This is a genomic window from [Clostridium] saccharolyticum WM1, assembly GCF_000144625.1.
GTDB lineage: Bacteria > Bacillota > Clostridia > Lachnospirales > Lachnospiraceae > Lacrimispora > Lacrimispora saccharolytica.
This window is the reverse complement of record NC_014376.1, coordinates 1,515,059-1,535,469: the sequence shown is the minus strand read 5'-3', so window position 1 is coordinate 1,535,469 and position 20,411 is coordinate 1,515,059. Positions and strand designations below refer to the sequence as shown.

The window sequence follows — 20,411 nt, the reverse complement described above, 5'->3', positions numbered from 1 at the left end:
GAATAAAAGCAACGGCCGCCAGAATAATGACAGAAGCAGGAATAAGAATTTTTTTTGATGATATCTTCATCGCATTACCTCTTTATTAAAGTTTTTTCCAACAGGTTGATTCAAGGTCAGCTCTTTCCTCTATATATTTTTCATACATCACGGTATCGGTAAGCGGTTTTCTTTCAGTAATATGACGTTCAGGACTCAAAAACTCTTTTTCCGGATAACCCAGAATCAATAATGCAGTAGGTTCTATGTATTCAGGGACATTCAATTCTTTTCTGATGATTTCAGGGTCAAATAACCCCACCATCACACTTCCTATATTTAGCTCTCTGGCTGCCAGCATCATATGGTCACAAACGATGCCGATATCCAAATCACCTGAACATTTTTGGTCATAAGGTCGTACTAAAGCAGACCTTTTATCCCTGCAAACAATCAGCACACACTCTGAGCCAAAGGTCTTATATGCTTTCTGCACCTTTTTAATATTGTCCGGATGCCTGACCACAATAATCCTTTGCGGCTGCTTATTGCACGCCGTAGGCGCAACGCGCCCCGCAGATAAAATCTGTTCAAGGTCATTATCCGATATTTTCTGTTTTGTAAATCCTCTTGTTGTGCAGCGTTCTTTTGCTAATTCTAAAAAATTCATTATGCTTCCTCCTTGCTAAAAGTGAATAAAGCTTCGCATTCCAATCATACTCCTTCATAATAATCACGTCAATAAAATGCGAAGATAACTTCATATATCGTTGCTAAATTATAAGCAAAGAAGTATAATAATACAATGAGAAGATAGTTTTGCGGAAGGATTATAATACCAATGGCAAATATACGAACCCCCAAACAGAAACGGTCCATAGATAAAAAGAAAAACATTGCAATAACCGGATTTGAGCTATTCTGCGAAAAAGGTTACCACAAAACCAACACCATAGAAATTGCGGAGCGTGCCGGTGTTTCCATAGGGGCGTTATATAGCTATTTCAAGGATAAACGTGATATCTATATTGCTGCATATGAGCAGTATCTTGATTCAAACTCTCAGCTTTTATTTGAAGCGCTGAAGCAATTACCGGAACCATTTCGCCTTTCTGTTTTCATAGATCAATGGATTCAATGCTATATCCAATTCTTTTGTACATCGGGTTCGGTATTGGCTCCATTAAGAATGATGATGCTGGAAGATGAAGAAATCAATCATCATTTCTGTGATTTTGAGCATGAATACATTTCAAAAATTGTAGAAATACTGAATCAAAATGGTTTCGTGTCTCATGACTTGCTTGAAAAAGTTTATGTCTGCAGCATCTTGGTTGACTCCTTGAATCAAGAGAATTCTGTATTTCCCCATAAACGCATAAGTTTTGATGCTCTAAAACGACAAATCATCGAAACCGTTTTTCACATATTGTCTTCATGACCTTTGCCCGTTCAATCATCCAATTATAAGTTCTGCAAAGGCAAGCGGTTCAACAACCATAAGTTTTTTATGCTTTTATCTAAACTGTTATTATAAAAATAAGAATTAAGTGCCTTTGCAAGAAAACTTTCAATAGGCTTTTTTATATCTTTCACTTCCTCCGGCCAATTTTGTATATCTCTACCTGCATCTATCATTGCTTTTAACAAATCAATGTCACCATAGGTAAAATCGTTGACCATATCCCACCAGAGCTTTGCTAGATACTGTCCTTCTTTCCCCTCTGGATCAACACCTTTTTCATAAAGTTCTTTTAGTTTATCAAACGCTTTTTTTGCATTCAAACCATAAGACATGCCAAACAATCGAATTGCAAAGCTTTTCAGTTGTTCATTGTTAAAATATCTAACTAAAAATCCATAGGAATTCCCCCGTTTCATCGACTCAATAATCGCAATAATACAATTCATATTAATTTCCTGGCTATTTTTTGTCTCCGCAATAGCCGCATCAAGCATATCCACCATATTATTTAAGTGTTCCATCTTACCAATCAGAACTTTTCGCTGTTGTCCGAATACTTCCTCTAAGTCAGCCTTATCATTATATTTCAGTATCTTTTTATCAATTTCATCTAAAGAAAAGCCCAATGATTTAAGAAATAAAATCTGTTCAAGACGTAAAACATCATCACTCGTATATTTTCTTCTTCCACCCTCTGTAATAACTGGCTTCAGTAAATTCTTCTCATCATAATACTGAAGTGTACGTATTGTTACTCCAGCCATTTGTGCTAACTCTCCAATTGTTAACAAATCTTTTTTATTCTCCATATCATTCACTTTCGCGTGCTTTGACCTGTTTTTAATATAACAGAATCTACCGTTCTTCCTCACCTGTTTTTTTAATTAGAATCTCGCATACGGGTATTTCCTTATGACAATATGGACATTCCCCAATCTGCCTGTTATAGTCTTTGCTTTCTTCATTTAGTCTGCCGTCTTTTTTCTTCTCAACTGCCTCCATGCCCGAATAGGTTTCGACACTATTTTCATTTTCTTTTTTAAATACAATGGAGTTCAAAGGAATGCACTTATGACAATAAGGGCAAAACCCCGTCCTCTGGTTACAGGGCCATGAAATTACAAAGTCTCCTTGCTTTGTCTTTATAACAAATTTTTGTGTGTCGTTTATGTCGCTATTATTATCTTTCATATAGATTCACCTTCCTTTTCCTGTTACTATCATATTAATACATTACGCTACGTAACATGCAAGAAGTTTTGTACAAAAATATTAATTTACTGTTTTTTTTCTTGATATAATGTCTCATATTTGTACTACATCTGCTTTTTTACCCTATCAGAATACATGTCTCCGTAATTTTGGTGCAAAAACTATGCGGTACTTTTATTCCTATTTCGTATGGCTAAACTATTTTCCATTATGGATCTCCTGTGCTTTTATTTGTGGTTTTTATATTTAATTCTATTGCGGTTGCATAAGCTCCGGGCATCTATTGGGTTCACTTTTCATATATGGCAAATTCTCCTTGTTTAAATAATTTTTATTTAGTAAAATATCATTAAAATTAAATACTTTTATATAGCATAATAAGGATTGTAGAGTGCTTATATTTTGTGTACATTTCACTTGAATCACAAATGGTAAAGGGGAGGTGGCCGTGCTTTGCTTACAAAAGATTCAATTCAGAACTATAGGAATTATAGCCGCGTACTAATACGAGGTGATGATTTTATATATATTCAACCACATTCAGAGCTTAGAAATTTTATATCCAATTACACGATCACTTTTCCGAGTAAAGGTATGATGTCAGATAATTACGCTGTTGTGCCCCACGGGAGCGCTACACTTGTGCAATCATGTACTGATTGCTACATCCACAGCAACTTGTTTGGTCCCATCACGAAGCCTTCCTATGTTGGCAAGTCAGCCAATCATTTTAGCCTCTTGTTTATTGTAGAGTTTCAACCGGCGGGTTATTATGCTTTTAGCGGAATGCCGCAAAAAGAAATGACAGATTGTGTAATAGACTTTGAAGATGTTAATCCCTCAATGAACCGCCTGATGGCAAATGAACTGGAAACGTCGTTTAGTATCCATAACCTAATTACTAAAATGGACAGGCTCTTTCTGGCGCACTTGAAAGGTGCATTTTATCGCCAGGAATTTTCACAAGCAAGTAATTTGATTATAAATAGCGGAGGGACTCTTTCCGTGAAAGAGCTTTCACACAATGTTTTTTATAGCGAACGTCATTTGGTACGACTTTTTGACGAATATATGGGCGTGGGTATAAAATCGTTCTCTCGCCTTGTACGTGTAAACAAGTCTATACGCCTTTTACAGCGGCACAACTATGGCTTAACACAGGTTTTTATGGAAACTGGTTTTTATGATATGCCTCACTTCATCAATGATTTTAAGGCCATTTGCGGTATCACTCCGCAGGAGTATCGGGATAATATGTCCGATTTTTACAGCGAGATAGCCAAATTCTAACATATAATCAAGAAAAACTAATAAGGAGTGATAATATGCAATATCAAGGTACTTTGATTGCCGTATCTGATATGGAGAAGGCAAAGCATTTTTATGAAACTGTGATGGAACAAAAGATTATGATGGATTTGGGGGTACATGTGTCTTTTGAAAGCGGGCTTTCCCTGCAATCCAATTACGCCGAACTTGTTGGTGCAGATTTGCCCAGCAAGGGGAAGCCGAACAACTTTCAGCTTTACTTTGAAGTGGAAGATTTGGAATATTGGCAAGATAAAATCAGCAGCACGGAAGGAATTGAATTTATTCACAAGGCGAAAGAATATCCTTGGGGACAGAGTGTTATAAGATTTTATGACTATGATAAATTTATAGTAGAAGTGGCCGAAAGCATGACAAGTGTAGCAAAACGTTTTTTAGCACAAGGACTAAGCATTGAGGAAACTGCGGAGAGAACCATGTTCCCTGTAGCATTTGTTAAAAGCCTTATGTAAAGATTCACTAGTTGGAAGCCATTTCTTTATCGCCGAGGCAGATGGATGGCGTACCGAGGCATGGGCTTTTGTCAGAGGCTATTACAAAGTCCGTGTAAACGCGAAAAACTGATATAAAATTTTAGTAGTAATTTATGGGCAAGGCTATTTTTCATAGGTTCTTGCCCATGTTTGTATTATAAATACTGGGAAATTATTTGACCCCAGTCCTGCCGGTGACCGGTCCATTTTTTGTGATATCCATAACTGTCAGATATAGCTTTTTCACAGGCTGTTCTCTATTGGAAATATCGTCTTGCTTTTAGTGACCTTCCGGAGCTGACGATAATGCCCTCTATGGCATTTGTGGTGTAAATAATTCTACGGACATGAGAGCATTGACATCTGTTCCATTCTTAACTGGGTTTTCTTTCTGAAAGCAAAGTTTCGATTTCTTTTAAGGTTTATGATTAAACCTTAATTACTCTTAATGCTTTTCCTGCTTCTGCTATTTCGTCCAAAGATGTTCCAAACATTTTATGATAACCAAAAGCAATTAGGTCCATCGCTAGAAACTCTTCATCTTCTCCGGTTACCATAGCATATATTCTTGGCAGTCTTTCACGGAAAACTCGGTTTGCCTCCTTATTGCTAAGGAGATCAAGTACTATCGAGGATTCACTGAATGGATGATGATAATCTATGACCGGCATATAACAATAATGATATTCTCCTGAAGTTAACTCATCTATCCTTTTGTCCTTATGGTTAGGCAGAATGACCTTGGCTGTTGCTCCATAAGGTATCATGACATCCATTTGGAAGACTCCGTCTTCTTGAATGAACCATTCAATTTGATACGTACCTAATGGAGATTCAAAGGCTAACTTCATGTGCTTTAGCCTATAATTCAGCTTTGGAGCGATGAGGGCGCACTTACATCCGGCCTTCGTAAACTTTAGACCAGCTATATATTTATAGATTGCTTCACATACGGAACCATATGCATAATGATTGAAAGAATTCATGTTTATTCCATTCACCCTTCCATCCGGCAGCATGGAATTCCACCTCTCCCATATCGTCGTTGCGCCAAGATTCACAGCATAGAGCCAGCCCGGAAATTCTTCATTAAAAAGTATCCGGTAGGCTTCCTCATCCATACCATTTTCAAACAGCACCGGCAGCATCAGAGGGGTTCCGGTAAAACCACTCTTAATTCTGTAGAGATCTTTCTTCAATCTGGCCTTCAAGCCTTCAATTACCTTGTTTTTATCAATAAAAACCTGATAATAAAGTGAGAGAACATATGCTGTCTGTGTATCAACAGCCAGTTTGCCAACCGGTGTAAAGTATTCTCTGAGAATTGCCTTTCTTACTTGATTTGAAAGTGATGAGTAGTATCTCTCATCTTCCTTTTTACGTAATACTTTGGCTGCCTTAGCCGTTAAATCCAGACTGTTTTTATAGTAGATACTTTTAATAAAATTTTCATCGGTTCCTCCTAACAAAGCCTGGGGACATACTCCATCCTGTGCCAGCCAGTCCCCGTAGGTAAATCCTGATGTTATAATATGATGGTTTCCGTCTTTTTTATCTACCGTAATTACCGTATCCGTATATTCCTTCATCATACTATAATTTTCATCAAGCAGCCTTTTATCTCCATAGGCCTGATATAAATTCCACGGAATTATGGTTCCCGCATCTGCCCATACTGCCCCGCCACTGCCAGCCGCTTTTTTTAAGGAGGGAGAATACATTGGGATATCACCTTCGTAATGAACCTTTTGATCATAGCGCAAGTCATTCAGATATTTCTTATAAAAGCTGTAACAGTCCATATGATAGCAGGCAGTATTCACAAAAACCTGGGCATCTGCCGTCCAGCCAAGTCGCTCATCCCGTTGGGGACAGTCCGTTGGTATATCAATAAAATTTCCCCTCTGTCCCCATAAGGAATTTTGCATCAACCGGTTTAATTTTACATGATCCGTACTTACCTGCAAGGTTTGTTGAAGGTCAGAATACAAAACCACTCCGGTAAAATCCTTTGGGTCAATCTTGCTTATACCAGAAACCTTTACATAACGAAAACCATAGAATGTAAAGAATGGCTCCACTTCTTTTATACACCCATCTGATGTATAGTTATATTCCGCCTTTGCCGACCTGTAATTGCCATTATAAAAGCATTCCTGCTGCAGTACTTCCCCATATTGAAGATGTATTTGCCCGCCTCTTTCTTCACGGCAGATGAATTTACAAAAACCCACCATATTCTGCCCAAAATCAAGAATCTGCTCTCCTTTGGGAGAGACAAAAATTGACGGATGTATTTTCAGGAACCAACCTGTATGTTACCTCCTGTTTTATACAAGATGTCCGAACCGATGGATTTTTGCTATCGTCCCTGGTTTCCCCATTATAGATCGAAGCATCCAAAATAACTGAATCTGACGCTTTCCAAGTCTCATCTGTTTGAATAACACATCTGCTTCCGTTTCACGTACATGATCCGGCATAATATGGCCTTCTAAGATTTGGACCCCCTTATAATTACATAGTTGCTTCAAGACTTCTCTCAAATCTTCCTTGTATTGATTATAAATTACTTTTCGTCTATACTTAGGTGTGAAGACGATATGATATTTGCACATCCATTTCGTGTGTGCCAGTTCATTGGCTTTCTTCGCCATTGAAATCACCTTTCCTTTCTCTAATAGTGGCTTGGACACCTCTATTATAATCGGAAAGGTGATTTTTTGTATAACTTACTGACTCGCACCCGCATAGCGGGTGGTTTATTATTTCACATGGATTCATTTCTCTTAAAGAGAAACTCACCCATGTTCAACAGGCTAAAGCCCATAAGCAAAAAAATCAGCACGTGTACGTACTCGGCTGTCTTTATCTCCACCTCAAAAAACAGATGTTGGAATGAAGCATACAGATAACCTCTTATCTAAGTAATATGCAAAAACTGGTATCTTCCTTGTTTGAAAGACGTTACAAAACACAAAAACCTGCCTTCAAATGAGGACAAACGCCTAATAAATTATTCTGACAACTGGGCAAACATAGTACAAGAAACGCCTTAGACCTTCGGCTTTGCGTCCCTTTTTTAACAGGTTTTCCTTTGACTTATTTTTAATAGTAACTATTTATTTATAATGGCTACTTCTGTTCTAAATGGATCAGGTAATAATAATACGCATTGAACTCTGTAAAACTTGTTTAAAATTACATGCATTTGTTTCATTCTTAAATAAATGCATTTATAGCAAAAGGATACTTTTGTTAATTTCTGTAACTGCGCAAATTATAACAAGTACAATAGATAACAACAATTAGTAATATCATTTAATGTGCAAAATACACATAATTTACAATACTGGGGAATATTATAGAGGAAACAAAACTGCCTTGATATATCTGTTATATTAACAATATATTTTAATTGTTTTTTTCTGCAATTTTCTTTGAGTAAGCATTTCTCTTTCACGTCACATCACTAAACCTGAAACAGGCTTAAAAAAAGCAGACCACTCTCCTGGTGGAGTGAACTGCTTTTAAGTACTGTGAACCTAACTTTTAAAATATAGCATCTATAAGACAAAAATTGCTTCCATGTTCATATAGCTGTACTTGGTTGTATTAAAATTAACCATTCGTTAACTATCTAATAAATAGTTTAAAATTAATAGATACAATCGTTAAGAGGGCGATAATAACCTTGAGGAAATCCGCAGACAGGACAAATCTCAGGAGCACAAAGACCTGACATAATGTTTCCACATTGTATACAGGTCCACAAAATTTCGTTTGGTTTACAGTAAACCTGATTTAATATAATGTTATTATACATCTGTTGAAATACTAATTCATGATTAAAATTTATGTTTGCAATTCCAGCCATTAATGAGACAATTTCATTGTAACCTTCTTGCCGAGCTACCTGAATAGCATTTTGATACTCAATACTAGCCAAATTGTTTTCAGCTTTCGCTGATTCAATCAAAGTTTCTGCCGTTCCAGGTAAATTTCCCTGACTTAAGTTTCTCAACCATATGCGAGCATGTTCACGATCTTGCCTTGCGAAAGAATCGTAAATGTTTGCATATTCAATAAAACCATCACTTCTTGCAATCAGGCTATATAATTCATATCGTGCACTAAACATTAACTCTTTTTCATATAACATAACTAAATTCTTATATGTATCACTTTCTATAAAGCTCATCATATCACCTTTCTCGACTAATCTTCCAAATTACGCCCGTATTTGATAATAAACAATGGGAGTTATTTAAGTTATTTATGCCGGAATCTATTACATATAAATCACCTTCTGTATCGAAGGCCAAATCAGAGGGTCTTCCGAATCCGCCTGTAGTTGAATATAAAGAATTGCCAGACTTATTCATGGCAAACGTTGTTGTTTCTCCTGATATGGTATTAATTTTTGAGATTTTCCGTCCATAGTATTGTTGCTTAATCGTGGTACCACCATATTCGGTAATAAAAATATCTCCTATATTTCCAAACTCACGATATTCGTTTACTAAAAAACCTTTTAAATTTGTTCCGTTTGGAAACGTTGTAATTGGTCTGGGAGGGATGTTAGGAGGATTTGAGATTAAAAGCTCTATTTTTTGATTATATATCGTATCAAATTTTGGTGAAGTAACTGGCATTCCTGCTGAAAAGTCAGGCCAGCCATACCATACCCCAGGCTCGACATGATAGAAATCATCAGAAGCATTAGCAATTGGCCGGCTGCCTCGTTCATCATAGCCATTATTGCAAGCAAAAAGTCTATCATAATAACCAAAATTTAATGAAGATATATTACGGAATCCCCATGCATATAATTGAATATCCGTGCCATCAGGATTACAGCTAAGAATGCTTCCTGACGCTAATAAAGTTCCTTTTTTTTGTTCGTATGGAAAATTCATTTCACCGAAGGAACTAAAAGCTCCTGTTAAAACAGGTTCTTTTGAATGATTAATATAATTATATGATTCAAAGTTTTGACCAAATACAATGATATTATCGCCTGGTTTATCATGAAAATATGGATGGTTTATTACCCATTTATTATCCAGGCCAACTACCCCTGAGTTTGTAGCAGTTCCAATTCCAAAAAAAAGACGATTATCGGATCGAAAAGTAACATTACTATTAGGAAAATCTCCTTGACATGGCAAACCTTGAACAATGTTTTTTTGGGTTCCATTTTCATCTACAATTGTTATAGAGCCTCTATGTGAGACAAATATTTTTCCAAATCTGTATGTAATGCCGGTTATAGGAGTATTAAAGCCTTCTGCTATAGACTCGAATTTACCATTTTCATATAATAATAATTTGGGTTCACCTGTCAATTCGCCAGTATCAGTTATATACATTTTATTATTATCAGTAATCAGAATACTTCCAGGACTGTTTAGCTCCGATGCGAATACACTTATGGAAAAATCTGGCTCAACATAAATGTCAAAAGGATTGAGATATCTTTTCATAACTTATAAGAACTTTCATTTTTATAAATATATATATTATAAGAATGATTAAAATACCATTTAACATATTTTTTTTTAATTTTACATATGAATGAAATAAATGTAAATCTGGTGAAAATCTAATGGCTCCCTTAAAAATAAGTGAAATGACAAATAATGACTTTTTTGACTTACTTGTTGAATATAGTGGTAATATGTCATTTTTTAATAAATACTCCGTGTACTCAAGAACAATTATCAATAATATTTATGCAGTTGTACATATTCCTTCGAATCTCATAACAATTGATTTTATAGCTGATTTTGGATATTCAGCTTTACCAAACTGTTTTGGTATTATCAGTGAAGCAAGTCTGGAAGCTACAGGTATTTCCAGGATTAGAAGTGTTCCAAATTTTAATCTGAGGGGACAAGGCGTACTAATAGGAATTGTAGATACAGGAATCGATTATATAAATCCAATTTTTAAAAATGCGGATGGAACATCAAGAATTAATCAACTTTGGGATCAGACTATAAATCAGGAACAAACTTTTGATACGATTCCGTATGGGACCGTTTATGCAAAAGAAGACATCAATCGTGCTCTGGCATCAGATATTCCTCTAGATATAGTACCTAGTAAAGATGAAAATGGTCATGGCACAATGATTGCTGGAATTGCTGCTGGTAATGTTGTACCTGAAAGTAACTTTTATGGAATTGCAACAGATTCAGAATTAGTGATTGTAAAGTTACGGCAAGCAAAACAAAATTTAAGAAATTTTTATAATATTCCAGAGGAGGCTGTTTGTTATTCAGAAACTGATATTCTATTTGGTATTGAGTTTTTAGTTGAAACAGCATTTGAATTGGAAAGGCCTATGGTAATTCTTCTAGCTTTAGGCACATCCCAGGGGGGGCATGACGGTAGAGGGATCTTAAGTAACACTTTATCCCTGATTGGTTCTAGTCCTGGGATTGCAGTAGTTATTGCAGCAGGGAATGAAGGGAATGAACGCAGACATTTTTTTGGAATCATAGAAGATCATAAGGAATTTTCTACAGTGGAACTTATGGTTGGAGAAAATGAAACAGGATTCGTATTAGAATTGTGGGGGAAATCCCCCAATATATATTCTGTTGCTATAACTTCTCCATCTGGTGAGTTTATTCCTAATATGACTACATCAATCAGTAACAGTACACGGGTTTCATTCATTTTCGAGAGAACTACTATTGATATTATCAATAATCTGATAGAAAGACAGACGGGTGATCAGGTGATCTTTTTTCGTATGAATGAACCTGCACCGGGAATCTGGAGATTTCATATATATAAACGTGGAGATTTGGAAACTGGATTTCATATATGGCTACCAATGAATGAATTTATATCAGAAAATACATTTTTTGTTAATCCGGATATAAATACAACAGTATTATCTCCTGGAAATGCAAATATTCCTTTAACTGTTACCGCTTATAATTATGTTAATAACAGTATATTTCTTTATGCAAGTCGAGGATATACCAGAACACTCGTTGTTAAGCCGGAAATTGCAGCGCCAGGTGTCAATGTAATTGGACCAACATTAAAACAAACATTTACAGAGTTTTCAGGAACAAGTGTAGCTGCTGCACATACAGCAGGAGTAGCTGCGATGTTGTTAGAATGGGCTAATAAATCGGATATTGTTTTTAATACAATTGATTTGAAAAAATTTTTACTAAGAGGTGCAAAAAGAGATGAAACAATAAAATATCCAAATCCTGAATGGGGATATGGAATTTTAGATATATATAATGCAATAAATAGTTTACGATTAAGAATCAATTATTAAAAGGAGATTTGTGAATGAACCATATAATGAATGAAAATTATAAAATTTATCTAATAACCATGGATAAAAGAGATCAATTTTGGATGGTTATGGATAAAGGTGCCAGAGAAATGGCATCTATGTTAGGTGTTACTTATGAATGGGATGCCCCTCTAGAAAGAGATGTAAATAAACAGATTCAAATATTTAATAATGCCGTTGCAGCAGGAGCAGATGCAATCATGTTAGCGGCGAGTGATCCTTTAAAGATTTCGGGAGCAGTTGAAGAAGCGAAAGCAAAGGGTGTAAAAATTATTTATGTTGATGCACCAGCGTTTGAAGAAGCTATCATAACCTTAGCTACAGATAATTATACAGCTGGTAAGATAGCTGGAGAAAATATGTATTACGAATTAGAGGCAATTGGTGTCACAAATGGCTCAATAGGAATCATTGGGGTAACACCTGAAAACAGAACGACTGTAAATCGTGAAATAGGGTTTCGAGATTATTTTGAATCGTTTGACAGATACCAAATTTTAGAAACAATATATACGAATGGTGACCCAGAGTTAGCAAAACAAGCAACAGAAAAATATATAGAAGACAATTCCAATCTTGTTGGTATTTTTTCAACGAATGAAGGATCTACGCTAGGGATGGGATACGCTTTTAGAGATTATGATACAAATATTATCGGCATTGGATTTGATATTACTGAAACGATTCAGGAAATGATAAGAGATAATACTATACAAGCAACATTAGTACAAAATCCATATACAATGGGTTATTTGGGTATGGCTGAGTCAGTTGCTGCATTAAGGGGATTTGATACAGGTCCGAAATTTATTAATACTGGAGTGACTGTTGTTAATATATATACACCAAGTCGAATATTATCTTAATTATTAAATTAAAATAGGGGAAGAAAATGACACCAGTAGAGAGAACTCGTATTATTAATGATGATTATTTAGATTTTATAATTGATTACCGAAACAATAGAGCTATTCTTGATACTTTTGAAGATGCTGTTGTTAATATAATTAATGAATACTATGCGGTTGTACATGTCCCTTTCAACACTGAATTAAAAAACTTATTAAATAACTATAGTTACTCCTTTATTCCAAAGATATATGGATTAACTAGCAGAATCAGCGTAGAATCTTCCGGTGTAACGGATTTAACAAATCTTCCTGGTTTTGATTTAACAGGAAATGGTGTATTAATTGGAATCATCGATACAGGTATAGATTATTTAAATCCTATATTTATTAAAGAAAATGGGCAGACTAAAATTTTATCCATATGGGACCAGACGATTCAAAGTGAATCAACATATCCAATTATTACAAATTACGGAACGGAATATACCTCTGAAATGATCAATGCTGCGCTCATATCCAACGAACCCTTAAATATCGTTCCCAGTATTGACACGAATGGTCATGGTACAATGATGGCTGGGGTAGCTGTTGGAAATGAAAATCAGGAAATTAATTTTAGAGGCGTTGCTCCAGATGCTGAATTAGTCGTTGTCAGATTAAAACAAGCAAAAAGATATATAAGAGAGCTTTTTTTAATTCAAGAGGATGTTATTGCTTTTCAAGAAAATGATATCATGTGGGGAGTTTATTATTGTATACAAATGGCAAGACGATTAGACAGACCAATCGTAATTTGCTTAGGACTTGGAACATCTCAAACGTCTCATGCCGGACAGTCTAATTTAGGTAATTACCTATCCATCGTTGCGGATTATACGAACGTATGTGTTGTTGTAGCAGTCGGGAATGAAGGCAATTCTGGACGGCATTTTTTCTCCAGAATCAGTACTCAGACAGGTAGTACTTCTGTAGAATTAAATGTTGGTGAAAATGATAAGAATTTCTGTATGGAGCTTTGGGGTGATTTTCCCGGATTATTTTCAGTGGATATTCAATCTCCAGGCGGGGAATATATTTCTCGAATTGTTTCGGGAATTCGATTAAGCCGGGAAATTAATTTTCTGTTTGATATTACTATCATTAATTTACAATTTCAGATATCAGAAACACTGACTGGAGATCAATTAATCTTCTTCCGCTTTCAAAATGCAACATCAGGAATATGGAAATTCAATGTATACTCCCAAGGAGATTTAGAAGCAGGTTTTAATATATGGCTGCCTATGGGAGAATTTATATCAAATAATACATTTTTTATTCAGCCTGTTATTTATACTACCGTCTTATCACCAAGTACAGCATATGTTCCCTTATCAATTACAGCATATAATCCTTATAACCGGAATCTTTACCCAAATTCCAGCAGAGGATATACAAGTGATGATGTTGTAAAACCAGAACTAGCTGCTCCCGGTGTGAACTATATTGCACCTTCCTTAAATAACTTATTCATAAATTATACAGGTACTGGAGTAGCTGCTGCACATGCAGCCGGGGTGGCAGCCTTATTTATGGAATGGGCTGTATTTAAACAAAATATTGAAGGAGTCGATACAATAGTAATTAAAAGTTATTTAATACGTGGAGCTATAAGACGTCAGAATCTAGTGTATCCAAATCGGGACTGGGGGTATGGAGTGATAAATATATATAATGTATTCGAAGAACTCCGTACCTAGTAAGTGAGTTGCTTCTCTTTGACAAAAAATTTATTTTCACCAAAAAGAAGCATTTTTTAATTGTCTTTATGATAAAGGTTGAAGACCGAAATAAGCTAATATACCCAAATAAATTGAATACGCAATTTGCCACTGGTTATCACGTAATATCATTGCGTCATATGTGTTAGTTACATACCCCATTTCAACTAAGACAGCAGGCATATTTGTTCTTCTTAATACATATAAGGATGGATTTATAAAGATTCCATTGTTAGTTAAAGGGGTAATGTTTGTAATAGATTCCATAATCTGTTCAGCCAGCCAATAAGCTTGTGTATAATACTCCTGTACATAAATTTCTGCTCCGTTAATCGCTGGATTTACATTCGCATTCGCATGTATGCTAATAAAATAATCTGCAGGCCATTCATTTGCCAAACGTACCCGTTCTGCAAGGCTGGTAGTATTCGTTGTCCCCAATACCGTTGTAGGCAACGGCCTTGATAAACGAACGTCAAATCTCGGATCATTTTCTAATAGATTTGCTAGATAAACACCGACCTGATAGGTGATGTTTTCTTCAATTAAACCCATTCCTCTGGCTCCTGTATTATGATAGCCCGTTGGATTATGACCTTGATCTATAAATATTTTTATTGCCATAAATCAATCTCTTTTTATTCTTTTTATTCTATTTTATTATTATATTTATATAATGTTACAAAAAAGATTAGAAAAATTATGATTATACATGTAGTTACGCCGGGCGAGACTCTTCAATCCATTGCAAATCAATATGGAATATCCCCAAGTTTAATTATAAGTGAAAATGAGTTACCAAACCCTGAGAATCTGGTAGTTGGACAGAGTCTTGCTATCAGGATACCAGAACTAATACATATAGTTAAAGAAGGAGAGACTCTAAATAGTATTGCGGCAAATTATGGTGTTACAGTTACACAATTATGGCAGAACAACCCAACAACAGCGATTCTTCGGTACCTTATACCAGGAGAAGTAATCATTATACGTTTTCAAGGTGAGAAAAAGATTGATGACGTAATTATGAATGGATATGCGTATACTTTTATCGACAGAACAGTGCTCAGAAAAACATTACCATTTTTAACTAACTTATTAATCTTTAATTATGGCTTTACACCAGAGGGTATTTTAATACCAACTGAAGATGAGGAGTTAATTCAGATAGCAAATGAATATGGAGTATCGCCGATTATGGTGTTAGCTCCAATGAATGAAGCTGGAGTATTCAACAGCCAACTGGCGTCAGAAATGTTTGAAAACGAAGCTGGTGAAAACGAATTAATTGAAAATCTAGTTGCTGCTTTAAGAGCAAAAGGGTATCGAGGTGTGGATATCGATTTTGAATTTATTCTGCCTGAGGATAAAGAAGCATTTTTAAGTTTTATCAAAAAGGTTCATACACGATTATCTCAGGAAGGATTTCTTACTACTGTTGCTTTGGCTCCAAAAACCTCCGGAACAATGACAGGTTTATTATATGAGGCTCATAATTACGCTACGCTAGGTGCAGTTGCTGATGAAGTGTTATTAATGACCTATGAATGGGGATATACTTTCGGTCCTCCCATGGCTACTGCTCCAATTAATAATGTAAGGAGAGTTTTGAAATATGGGATTTCAGTAATTGATCCAGATAAGATATTATTGGGTATACCAAACTATGCTTATGACTGGCCGCTTCCTTTTGTCAGAGGTACAACAGAAGCAGAATCCATCAGTAATCAGCAGGCAATCGAGCGTGCTGCTTTATTTAATGTTTCAATATTGTTTGATGAACTTGCTCAATCCCCATACTATTATTATACTGATTATAATGATATAGAACACGTTGTCTGGTTTGATGATGTTAGAAGTATGAATCAAAAATTACGGTTAATTCCACAATATGGATTAATTGGGGGAGGGGTATGGCAGATTATGAAATTTTTCCCAGGCTTGTGGAATGTTGTTGGTTCAATATTTCGGGTTAAAAAGACAGAGTAAAACCACCGGCTTAGCCGGTGGTTTACCCTCCCCCTATTAGGAATACTACCAAAGTAAATTTAAGTGACAATAATATTATTAAAGGTATTTTGCAGACATAAAGCTCCATAACCAAGTGTTCGGTTAGGATAAATATTTTCAATTCGTAAAGGACGGCAACCATCAATCAAATATGCCTTTAATTTCTCCCCGTATAAATATGGATCATTATTCCTTACAATTCCCCACTCCATAAGTAAAGCTGCACTTCCGGCTACAAAGGGGGTTGCCATAGAGGTTCCGGTACGCGCTGTATAACCTCCTCCAGGAGAACATGACATAATATTAACACCCGGAGCAACCAAATCTGGTTTTATATCAAGATTCCGGGTATATCCTCTGCCTGAAAATGGGGCATAGCTGTCTGTGTATCCATCATAGGCACCAACCGTAATTGCCCGGTAAGCTGTTGAGGGTATGGTTAAAGTAGTAAATACAGAGGGAGCAAGAAATCTTGTATCAGCGCCAAGTGTGCCACCTGTAGGTAACCACATGTCATAATCTCCCGTTACTATTTTTTGAGGTGTTAATTCTAACTTCCAAAAACCTGAATTAACATATAAATTTAAAGGAACAAATTCAACATAGATTTCCTGTTGCGCATTAAATGGAGTTGGGTCACCATAATAAAGTAGAATTTTTGTCTGATTCATAATAAATTGCTGAGTACCAAGTCTCCTGGGAATCGGACCTACTCTTAATCCGCTTGGTGAAATAAATGTAATATCAAACTTGTCATAATAGTTTTTCCAAATTTGTAAGCTGAAGGTTGGGTTAGCTTCACTAACTGATATCTCTATGATAGAGGTTTCCCCATTTTTTAATATTCCCTGTGTATGATTTCCTGATACGCCTTCATTACCTGTTCCAATTACTACATTGATTTTGCCTTGATTTGAAACATCATTAATATAAGTTTCTAATAAAGTACGACCAGTATGAGAACCATAATTATTTCCGAAACTAAGATTTATTGCCAGAGGCTTATTAAGCGAAATAGCAGTACGAATGGCAAAATCAATTCCAGTCATCAGTTGGGTTGTTCTAGGAAAAGAGTCTCCAATGGAAGTCCCCAGTTTTACTACAATCAATTCACTTAACGGTGCTACCCCACGATACAGGCCATTACTTGCTCTGCCGTTACCTGCTGCAATTCCTGCCACATGAGTACCATGACCTGACAAATCAACGCTTGGAACAAGTGACATTCTTACCGGCATAGGAAGTGCTAAAGCTTCGTTGATCATTTCTCTTGTATATATAGTACCTTGATCATAATTTAATGGTGGATTTCCTGGTCTGGTTTGGTCCCAAAGTGCTACAATTCTTGTTGTGCCATCTAAGTTACGGAAATCAATATGTGAATAATCAATTCCTGAATCAATGATGGCAACAAGTGTACCATTACCTAACAAATTAAAACTATTTTCAAGCTGAACCGGGTTAATACAAGAAACTGCTCTACCCTGATTTACTTCAAAATATACTCGTTTTGGTTTTTCAATAAATTCAATCTGTTCAATTTCTGATAACTGATCAATTTTTTCTTCAGGTGCTGTAATAATTGCGTAACCATTTAACAATTCCACGACAGAAATCCCATAATCATCTTCAATGAAACTAATATCTCCACTATATTTTACAATTAATTCCCATGTGTTTGTAATTGCTGAGTACCCTACATCTAAATTATAGGTTTTTATCCGTTCTTGTTCGGGAATGTCTAAAGCTAAATTTAATTCATTTTCGATTTTTCCACTATTCATAGATGATTCTACTTTTTTTACAGTATATTCATGATTTTCAATAAATAATCATTTGATTAATAGTCTATCATGGAGACATGTTTAAATAAATTCTGCTATTCTTGATTTAATTTTAATGATTTCATTGTTTCTGAAACGGGTATTAACAATTCTTCCTGACTAAAGAATGTACCATTGATTGATATACCACCTTTGAAGTTTTTACTTACTTTTTATACTTGAGTACTTTCTTTATTTTATGTCAAATTGTAAAGTAATTCAAACAAATTGTGGTAATTTATTATACGTTATCTACATCTCAAACATAATAAATCGCCATTTTACATAACCTTAATATAGCTACCCTGTCATCTACAATCAGGGCAAAAAAGGCACATTTTCAAAACGAAAATGCACCTTTTTTGCCCTTGATTTATCAAGTGTCCCGTCCCTATAAGTTATAATTTAAGCCACAAGCAATCATGCCTGCGGCTTACCGTTTAATGGAGATAGTGGGATTCGAACCCATGAACAATCATTAATGCAAAAGCCTGTAAGTACCGGAATTCCTTTTAAATACGAGGTTTTCCGGTACTTTAATCTTGTAAATAAGGGCAACTAAATGCCCTAAAAACAACAAATTTACACCACGATGCAACACGAAATACAACACAGAATAGCTATCTCATGGCGATGTGCGCTGCTATCTCTTTACGCTTTTCATCAGCCTTATGTATTATTTCTTCTGCTAGACCCGGTATAAGTTCTTTTTCCATCATATAATCGCATACCATTTTATACTCTTCTTCTGGAAGTATTATAATATCATTGAAAATTCCCCATACAATTTCATCATCAGTCTTTATCACGTCCCCATTATGCCTCCTTTGTAAGTCACTACTAAACCTCCTAATCTGCATTATTCTATTTTATCCACGGTAGTTAATTCCTCCCCTAATTATACGAACGCACGTTCGATTTGTCAAGGTTGTCTACATTCTCTTTTTTTTCATCTCTTCCCCCTCCTTTACGTTATTATATTATTTAAAACGCAAATAGGAAAGAAATGAAACGCCTTGAACGGTAAACCGTTCACTTTTTCAAATAAGGAGTATCAACCAAATCATTTATCATTATATGTAAGCCTTTTGCCAGCAGCTCCATTGTATCCATTCGCGGCATAGCCCCTTTTTTTATCCCATGCACTGTTGACTGTGGAATGCCTGTCATAATGCTTACCTGACGTTCGGTTAATTTCTTTTTACGCATATAATCGTCAAGCAGTATTTTCATGATGTAATAATACTATCACGCGGTAATCTATTAACACAGTGGTAGAGATTTCCAGAAATTTCCTATTTACACTACTACCAGACCAACCACTATATCAAACAATTCTTTGAACGAATCAGCATAATACATAGGCTGTACCTCGCGCTGGCACTGTGGGCTTACAGCATTCTCACCATATTTTAAGCCTTTATCGGTAAGGGCCTTGTATTTCTTCTCTTTTCCGGGTGCAGAGGTCGATTTACGGCTTCTCTCTTCAAGATAGCCATATTCGAGAAGCAAAAGATTAAAGTTCTTTGCTGACATGCCTAAACCGTACCGTTTCAGTAGATCAGTTGCAGATTTCATCTCCCGGTTACCATTAAACTCATATTGGGGAAGGAATTCTGCCGGAAGGTCGTAGCTTTTGTATAATTGTCCGATCATCAATAACTTACTGGCCTCATTTACGCGGAGCATGTCGGCTACTACCCCAATACATTCCACCTGTTCCTTGAAAGAAACTTGCTTACTGTACTGTACACCCTTTTCAATAAATTCCTTCATCTTTCCAAAAGCTTCTATGTACCGAGCCGTGAAAATTACACCTTTTTTGCCCTGCAGCTTATTGGCTATCATATCGCAACCTTTCTTTGTGCAGAGAAAACATGGTAATGCTCTCCCTGTTCTATCTATGTATGAACTTTCAATGAAATATTCACTGACGGAGAATTCTCCGTCAGTAAGATATCCTATGTATTGACGTATGTTTTTAATCAAGTCGTAATGTTCTTTATCTACTGCTACTGCTACTTCTCTACTATCCGTCAAAAGCTGTCCATTCTGTTCGAATACTGTTAAATCATACATATTAAAATATCTCCTCTCATTTTTCTTGATTCACCGAAAGGATCATGTTATACTAAATACATATCCTTTCGGGATTTTGTTATCAGGGTAAACACATCGC

19 protein-coding genes, 2 pseudogenes and 1 riboswitch are annotated in these 20,411 nt (G+C 35.7%); of the genes and pseudogenes, 7 read left to right on the top strand and 14 right to left on the bottom strand.

The features are described 5' to 3' along the window. Positions 1 to 85: 85 nt before the first annotated feature. On the bottom strand, positions 86 to 649 hold the full coding sequence (locus tag CLOSA_RS07315) for a nitroreductase family protein (protein ID WP_013272131.1): 564 nt from the start codon (positions 647 to 649) through the stop codon (positions 86 to 88). A gap of 171 nt (positions 650 to 820) precedes the next feature. On the opposite strand from CLOSA_RS07315, the gene CLOSA_RS07310 reads away from it, so the two are divergent. Continuing rightward, entirely contained in the window at positions 821 to 1,420 is a 600-nt protein-coding gene (locus CLOSA_RS07310) for a TetR/AcrR family transcriptional regulator (RefSeq protein WP_013272130.1), read from the top strand. A gap of 23 nt (positions 1,421 to 1,443) precedes the next feature. Here CLOSA_RS07310 and CLOSA_RS07305 read toward each other — a convergent pair whose 3' ends face one another. Both CLOSA_RS07305 and CLOSA_RS07300 read right to left on the bottom strand, forming a co-directional pair. Further along, complete coding sequence (locus tag CLOSA_RS07305; RefSeq protein WP_157669004.1) at positions 1,444 to 2,253, bottom strand: MerR family transcriptional regulator; 810 nt, start codon at positions 2,251 to 2,253, stop codon at positions 1,444 to 1,446. Positions 2,254 to 2,299: 46 nt separating this feature from the next. Further along, positions 2,300 to 2,635 carry a hypothetical protein gene (locus CLOSA_RS07300; RefSeq protein WP_013272128.1) on the bottom strand — a complete coding sequence of 112 codons (336 nt, stop codon included), beginning with the start codon at positions 2,633 to 2,635 and terminating at the stop codon, positions 2,300 to 2,302. Between the two features lie 474 nt (positions 2,636 to 3,109). Between CLOSA_RS07300 and CLOSA_RS07295 the strand changes: the two genes are divergently transcribed. Both CLOSA_RS07295 and CLOSA_RS07290 read left to right on the top strand, forming a co-directional pair. Then, positions 3,110 to 3,946: a helix-turn-helix transcriptional regulator gene (locus CLOSA_RS07295; RefSeq protein ID WP_013272127.1), complete on the top strand. Its 837-nt coding sequence runs from the start codon at positions 3,110 to 3,112 to the stop codon at positions 3,944 to 3,946. A 35-nt stretch (positions 3,947 to 3,981) separates the two neighbouring features. Continuing rightward, positions 3,982 to 4,437: a VOC family protein gene (locus tag CLOSA_RS07290; protein WP_013272126.1), complete on the top strand. Its 456-nt coding sequence runs from the start codon at positions 3,982 to 3,984 to the stop codon at positions 4,435 to 4,437. A 176-nt stretch (positions 4,438 to 4,613) separates the two neighbouring features. Here the strand turns inward: CLOSA_RS07290 and CLOSA_RS23760 are convergent. From CLOSA_RS23760 to CLOSA_RS07270, 6 genes and pseudogenes are all read right to left on the bottom strand, one after another. Beyond that, a pseudogene (locus CLOSA_RS23760) lies at positions 4,614 to 4,805 on the bottom strand (transposase); the annotation flags it as partial. Positions 4,806 to 4,886: 81 nt separating this feature from the next. After that, positions 4,887 to 6,743, bottom strand: a complete 1,857-nt coding sequence (locus CLOSA_RS07285; RefSeq protein WP_408643007.1) for a family 78 glycoside hydrolase catalytic domain — start codon at positions 6,741 to 6,743, stop codon at positions 4,887 to 4,889. Next, entirely contained in the window at positions 6,709 to 6,903 is a 195-nt protein-coding gene (locus CLOSA_RS23670) for a hypothetical protein (RefSeq protein WP_157669072.1), read from the bottom strand. The genes CLOSA_RS07285 and CLOSA_RS23670 overlap by 35 nt, the downstream gene beginning before the upstream one ends. 23 nt (positions 6,904 to 6,926) lie before the next feature. Beyond that, a pseudogene (gene tnpA / locus CLOSA_RS07280) lies at positions 6,927 to 7,115 on the bottom strand (IS200/IS605 family transposase); the annotation flags it as partial. 363 nt (positions 7,116 to 7,478) lie between these two features. Beyond that, positions 7,479 to 7,564: riboswitch (cyclic di-GMP riboswitch) on the bottom strand. A 552-nt stretch (positions 7,565 to 8,116) separates the two neighbouring features. Beyond that, positions 8,117 to 8,662: a rubrerythrin family protein gene (locus CLOSA_RS07275; protein ID WP_013272124.1), complete on the bottom strand. Its 546-nt coding sequence runs from the start codon at positions 8,660 to 8,662 to the stop codon at positions 8,117 to 8,119. A 1-nt stretch (position 8,663) separates the two neighbouring features. After that, a complete protein-coding gene (locus CLOSA_RS07270; RefSeq protein ID WP_013272123.1) occupies positions 8,664 to 9,944 on the bottom strand; it encodes an NHL repeat containing protein in 1,281 nt (426 codons plus the stop codon). A 122-nt stretch (positions 9,945 to 10,066) separates the two neighbouring features. Here CLOSA_RS07270 and CLOSA_RS07265 point away from each other — a divergent pair, with 122 nt between their 5' ends. The 3 genes from CLOSA_RS07265 to CLOSA_RS07255 are packed head-to-tail and all read left to right on the top strand — an operon-like array spanning position 10,067 to position 14,378. Beyond that, positions 10,067 to 11,767 carry a S8 family peptidase gene (locus CLOSA_RS07265; RefSeq protein WP_013272122.1) on the top strand — a complete coding sequence of 567 codons (1,701 nt, stop codon included), beginning with the start codon at positions 10,067 to 10,069 and terminating at the stop codon, positions 11,765 to 11,767. Positions 11,768 to 11,781: 14 nt separating this feature from the next. Beyond that, positions 11,782 to 12,654 carry a substrate-binding domain-containing protein gene (locus CLOSA_RS07260; RefSeq protein WP_013272121.1) on the top strand — a complete coding sequence of 291 codons (873 nt, stop codon included), beginning with the start codon at positions 11,782 to 11,784 and terminating at the stop codon, positions 12,652 to 12,654. Positions 12,655 to 12,680: 26 nt separating this feature from the next. Continuing rightward, complete coding sequence (locus tag CLOSA_RS07255) at positions 12,681 to 14,378, top strand: S8 family peptidase (RefSeq protein ID WP_013272120.1); 1,698 nt, start codon at positions 12,681 to 12,683, stop codon at positions 14,376 to 14,378. 66 nt (positions 14,379 to 14,444) lie between these two features. Here the strand turns inward: CLOSA_RS07255 and CLOSA_RS07250 are convergent, their stop codons facing one another. Next, a complete protein-coding gene (locus tag CLOSA_RS07250) occupies positions 14,445 to 15,023 on the bottom strand; it encodes an N-acetylmuramoyl-L-alanine amidase family protein (protein WP_013272119.1) in 579 nt (192 codons plus the stop codon). Between CLOSA_RS07250 and CLOSA_RS07245 the strand changes: the two genes are divergently transcribed. Continuing rightward, complete coding sequence (locus CLOSA_RS07245) at positions 14,997 to 16,388, top strand: glycoside hydrolase family 18 protein (protein WP_166431298.1); 1,392 nt, start codon at positions 14,997 to 14,999, stop codon at positions 16,386 to 16,388. The two genes, CLOSA_RS07250 and CLOSA_RS07245, sit on opposite strands and share 27 nt — an antisense overlap. A gap of 59 nt (positions 16,389 to 16,447) precedes the next feature. Here the strand turns inward: CLOSA_RS07245 and CLOSA_RS07240 are convergent, their stop codons facing one another. The 4 genes from CLOSA_RS07240 to CLOSA_RS21700 form a co-directional block, all read right to left on the bottom strand. After that, positions 16,448 to 18,193, bottom strand: a complete 1,746-nt coding sequence (locus CLOSA_RS07240; protein WP_013272117.1) for a S8 family peptidase — start codon at positions 18,191 to 18,193, stop codon at positions 16,448 to 16,450. Positions 18,194 to 18,852: 659 nt separating this feature from the next. Beyond that, the gene (locus tag CLOSA_RS07235) at positions 18,853 to 19,041 is read right to left on the bottom strand and encodes a hypothetical protein (protein ID WP_013272116.1); all 189 of its coding nucleotides are present in this window, start codon (positions 19,039 to 19,041) and stop codon (positions 18,853 to 18,855) included. Between the two features lie 223 nt (positions 19,042 to 19,264). Beyond that, a complete protein-coding gene (locus tag CLOSA_RS07230) occupies positions 19,265 to 19,441 on the bottom strand; it encodes a helix-turn-helix domain-containing protein (RefSeq protein ID WP_242647785.1) in 177 nt (58 codons plus the stop codon). A gap of 90 nt (positions 19,442 to 19,531) precedes the next feature. Next, positions 19,532 to 20,311, bottom strand: coding sequence for a Rha family transcriptional regulator (locus CLOSA_RS21700; protein WP_013272114.1), 780 nt, complete (start codon positions 20,309 to 20,311; stop codon positions 19,532 to 19,534). Between the last annotated feature and the right edge of the window lie 100 nt (positions 20,312 to 20,411).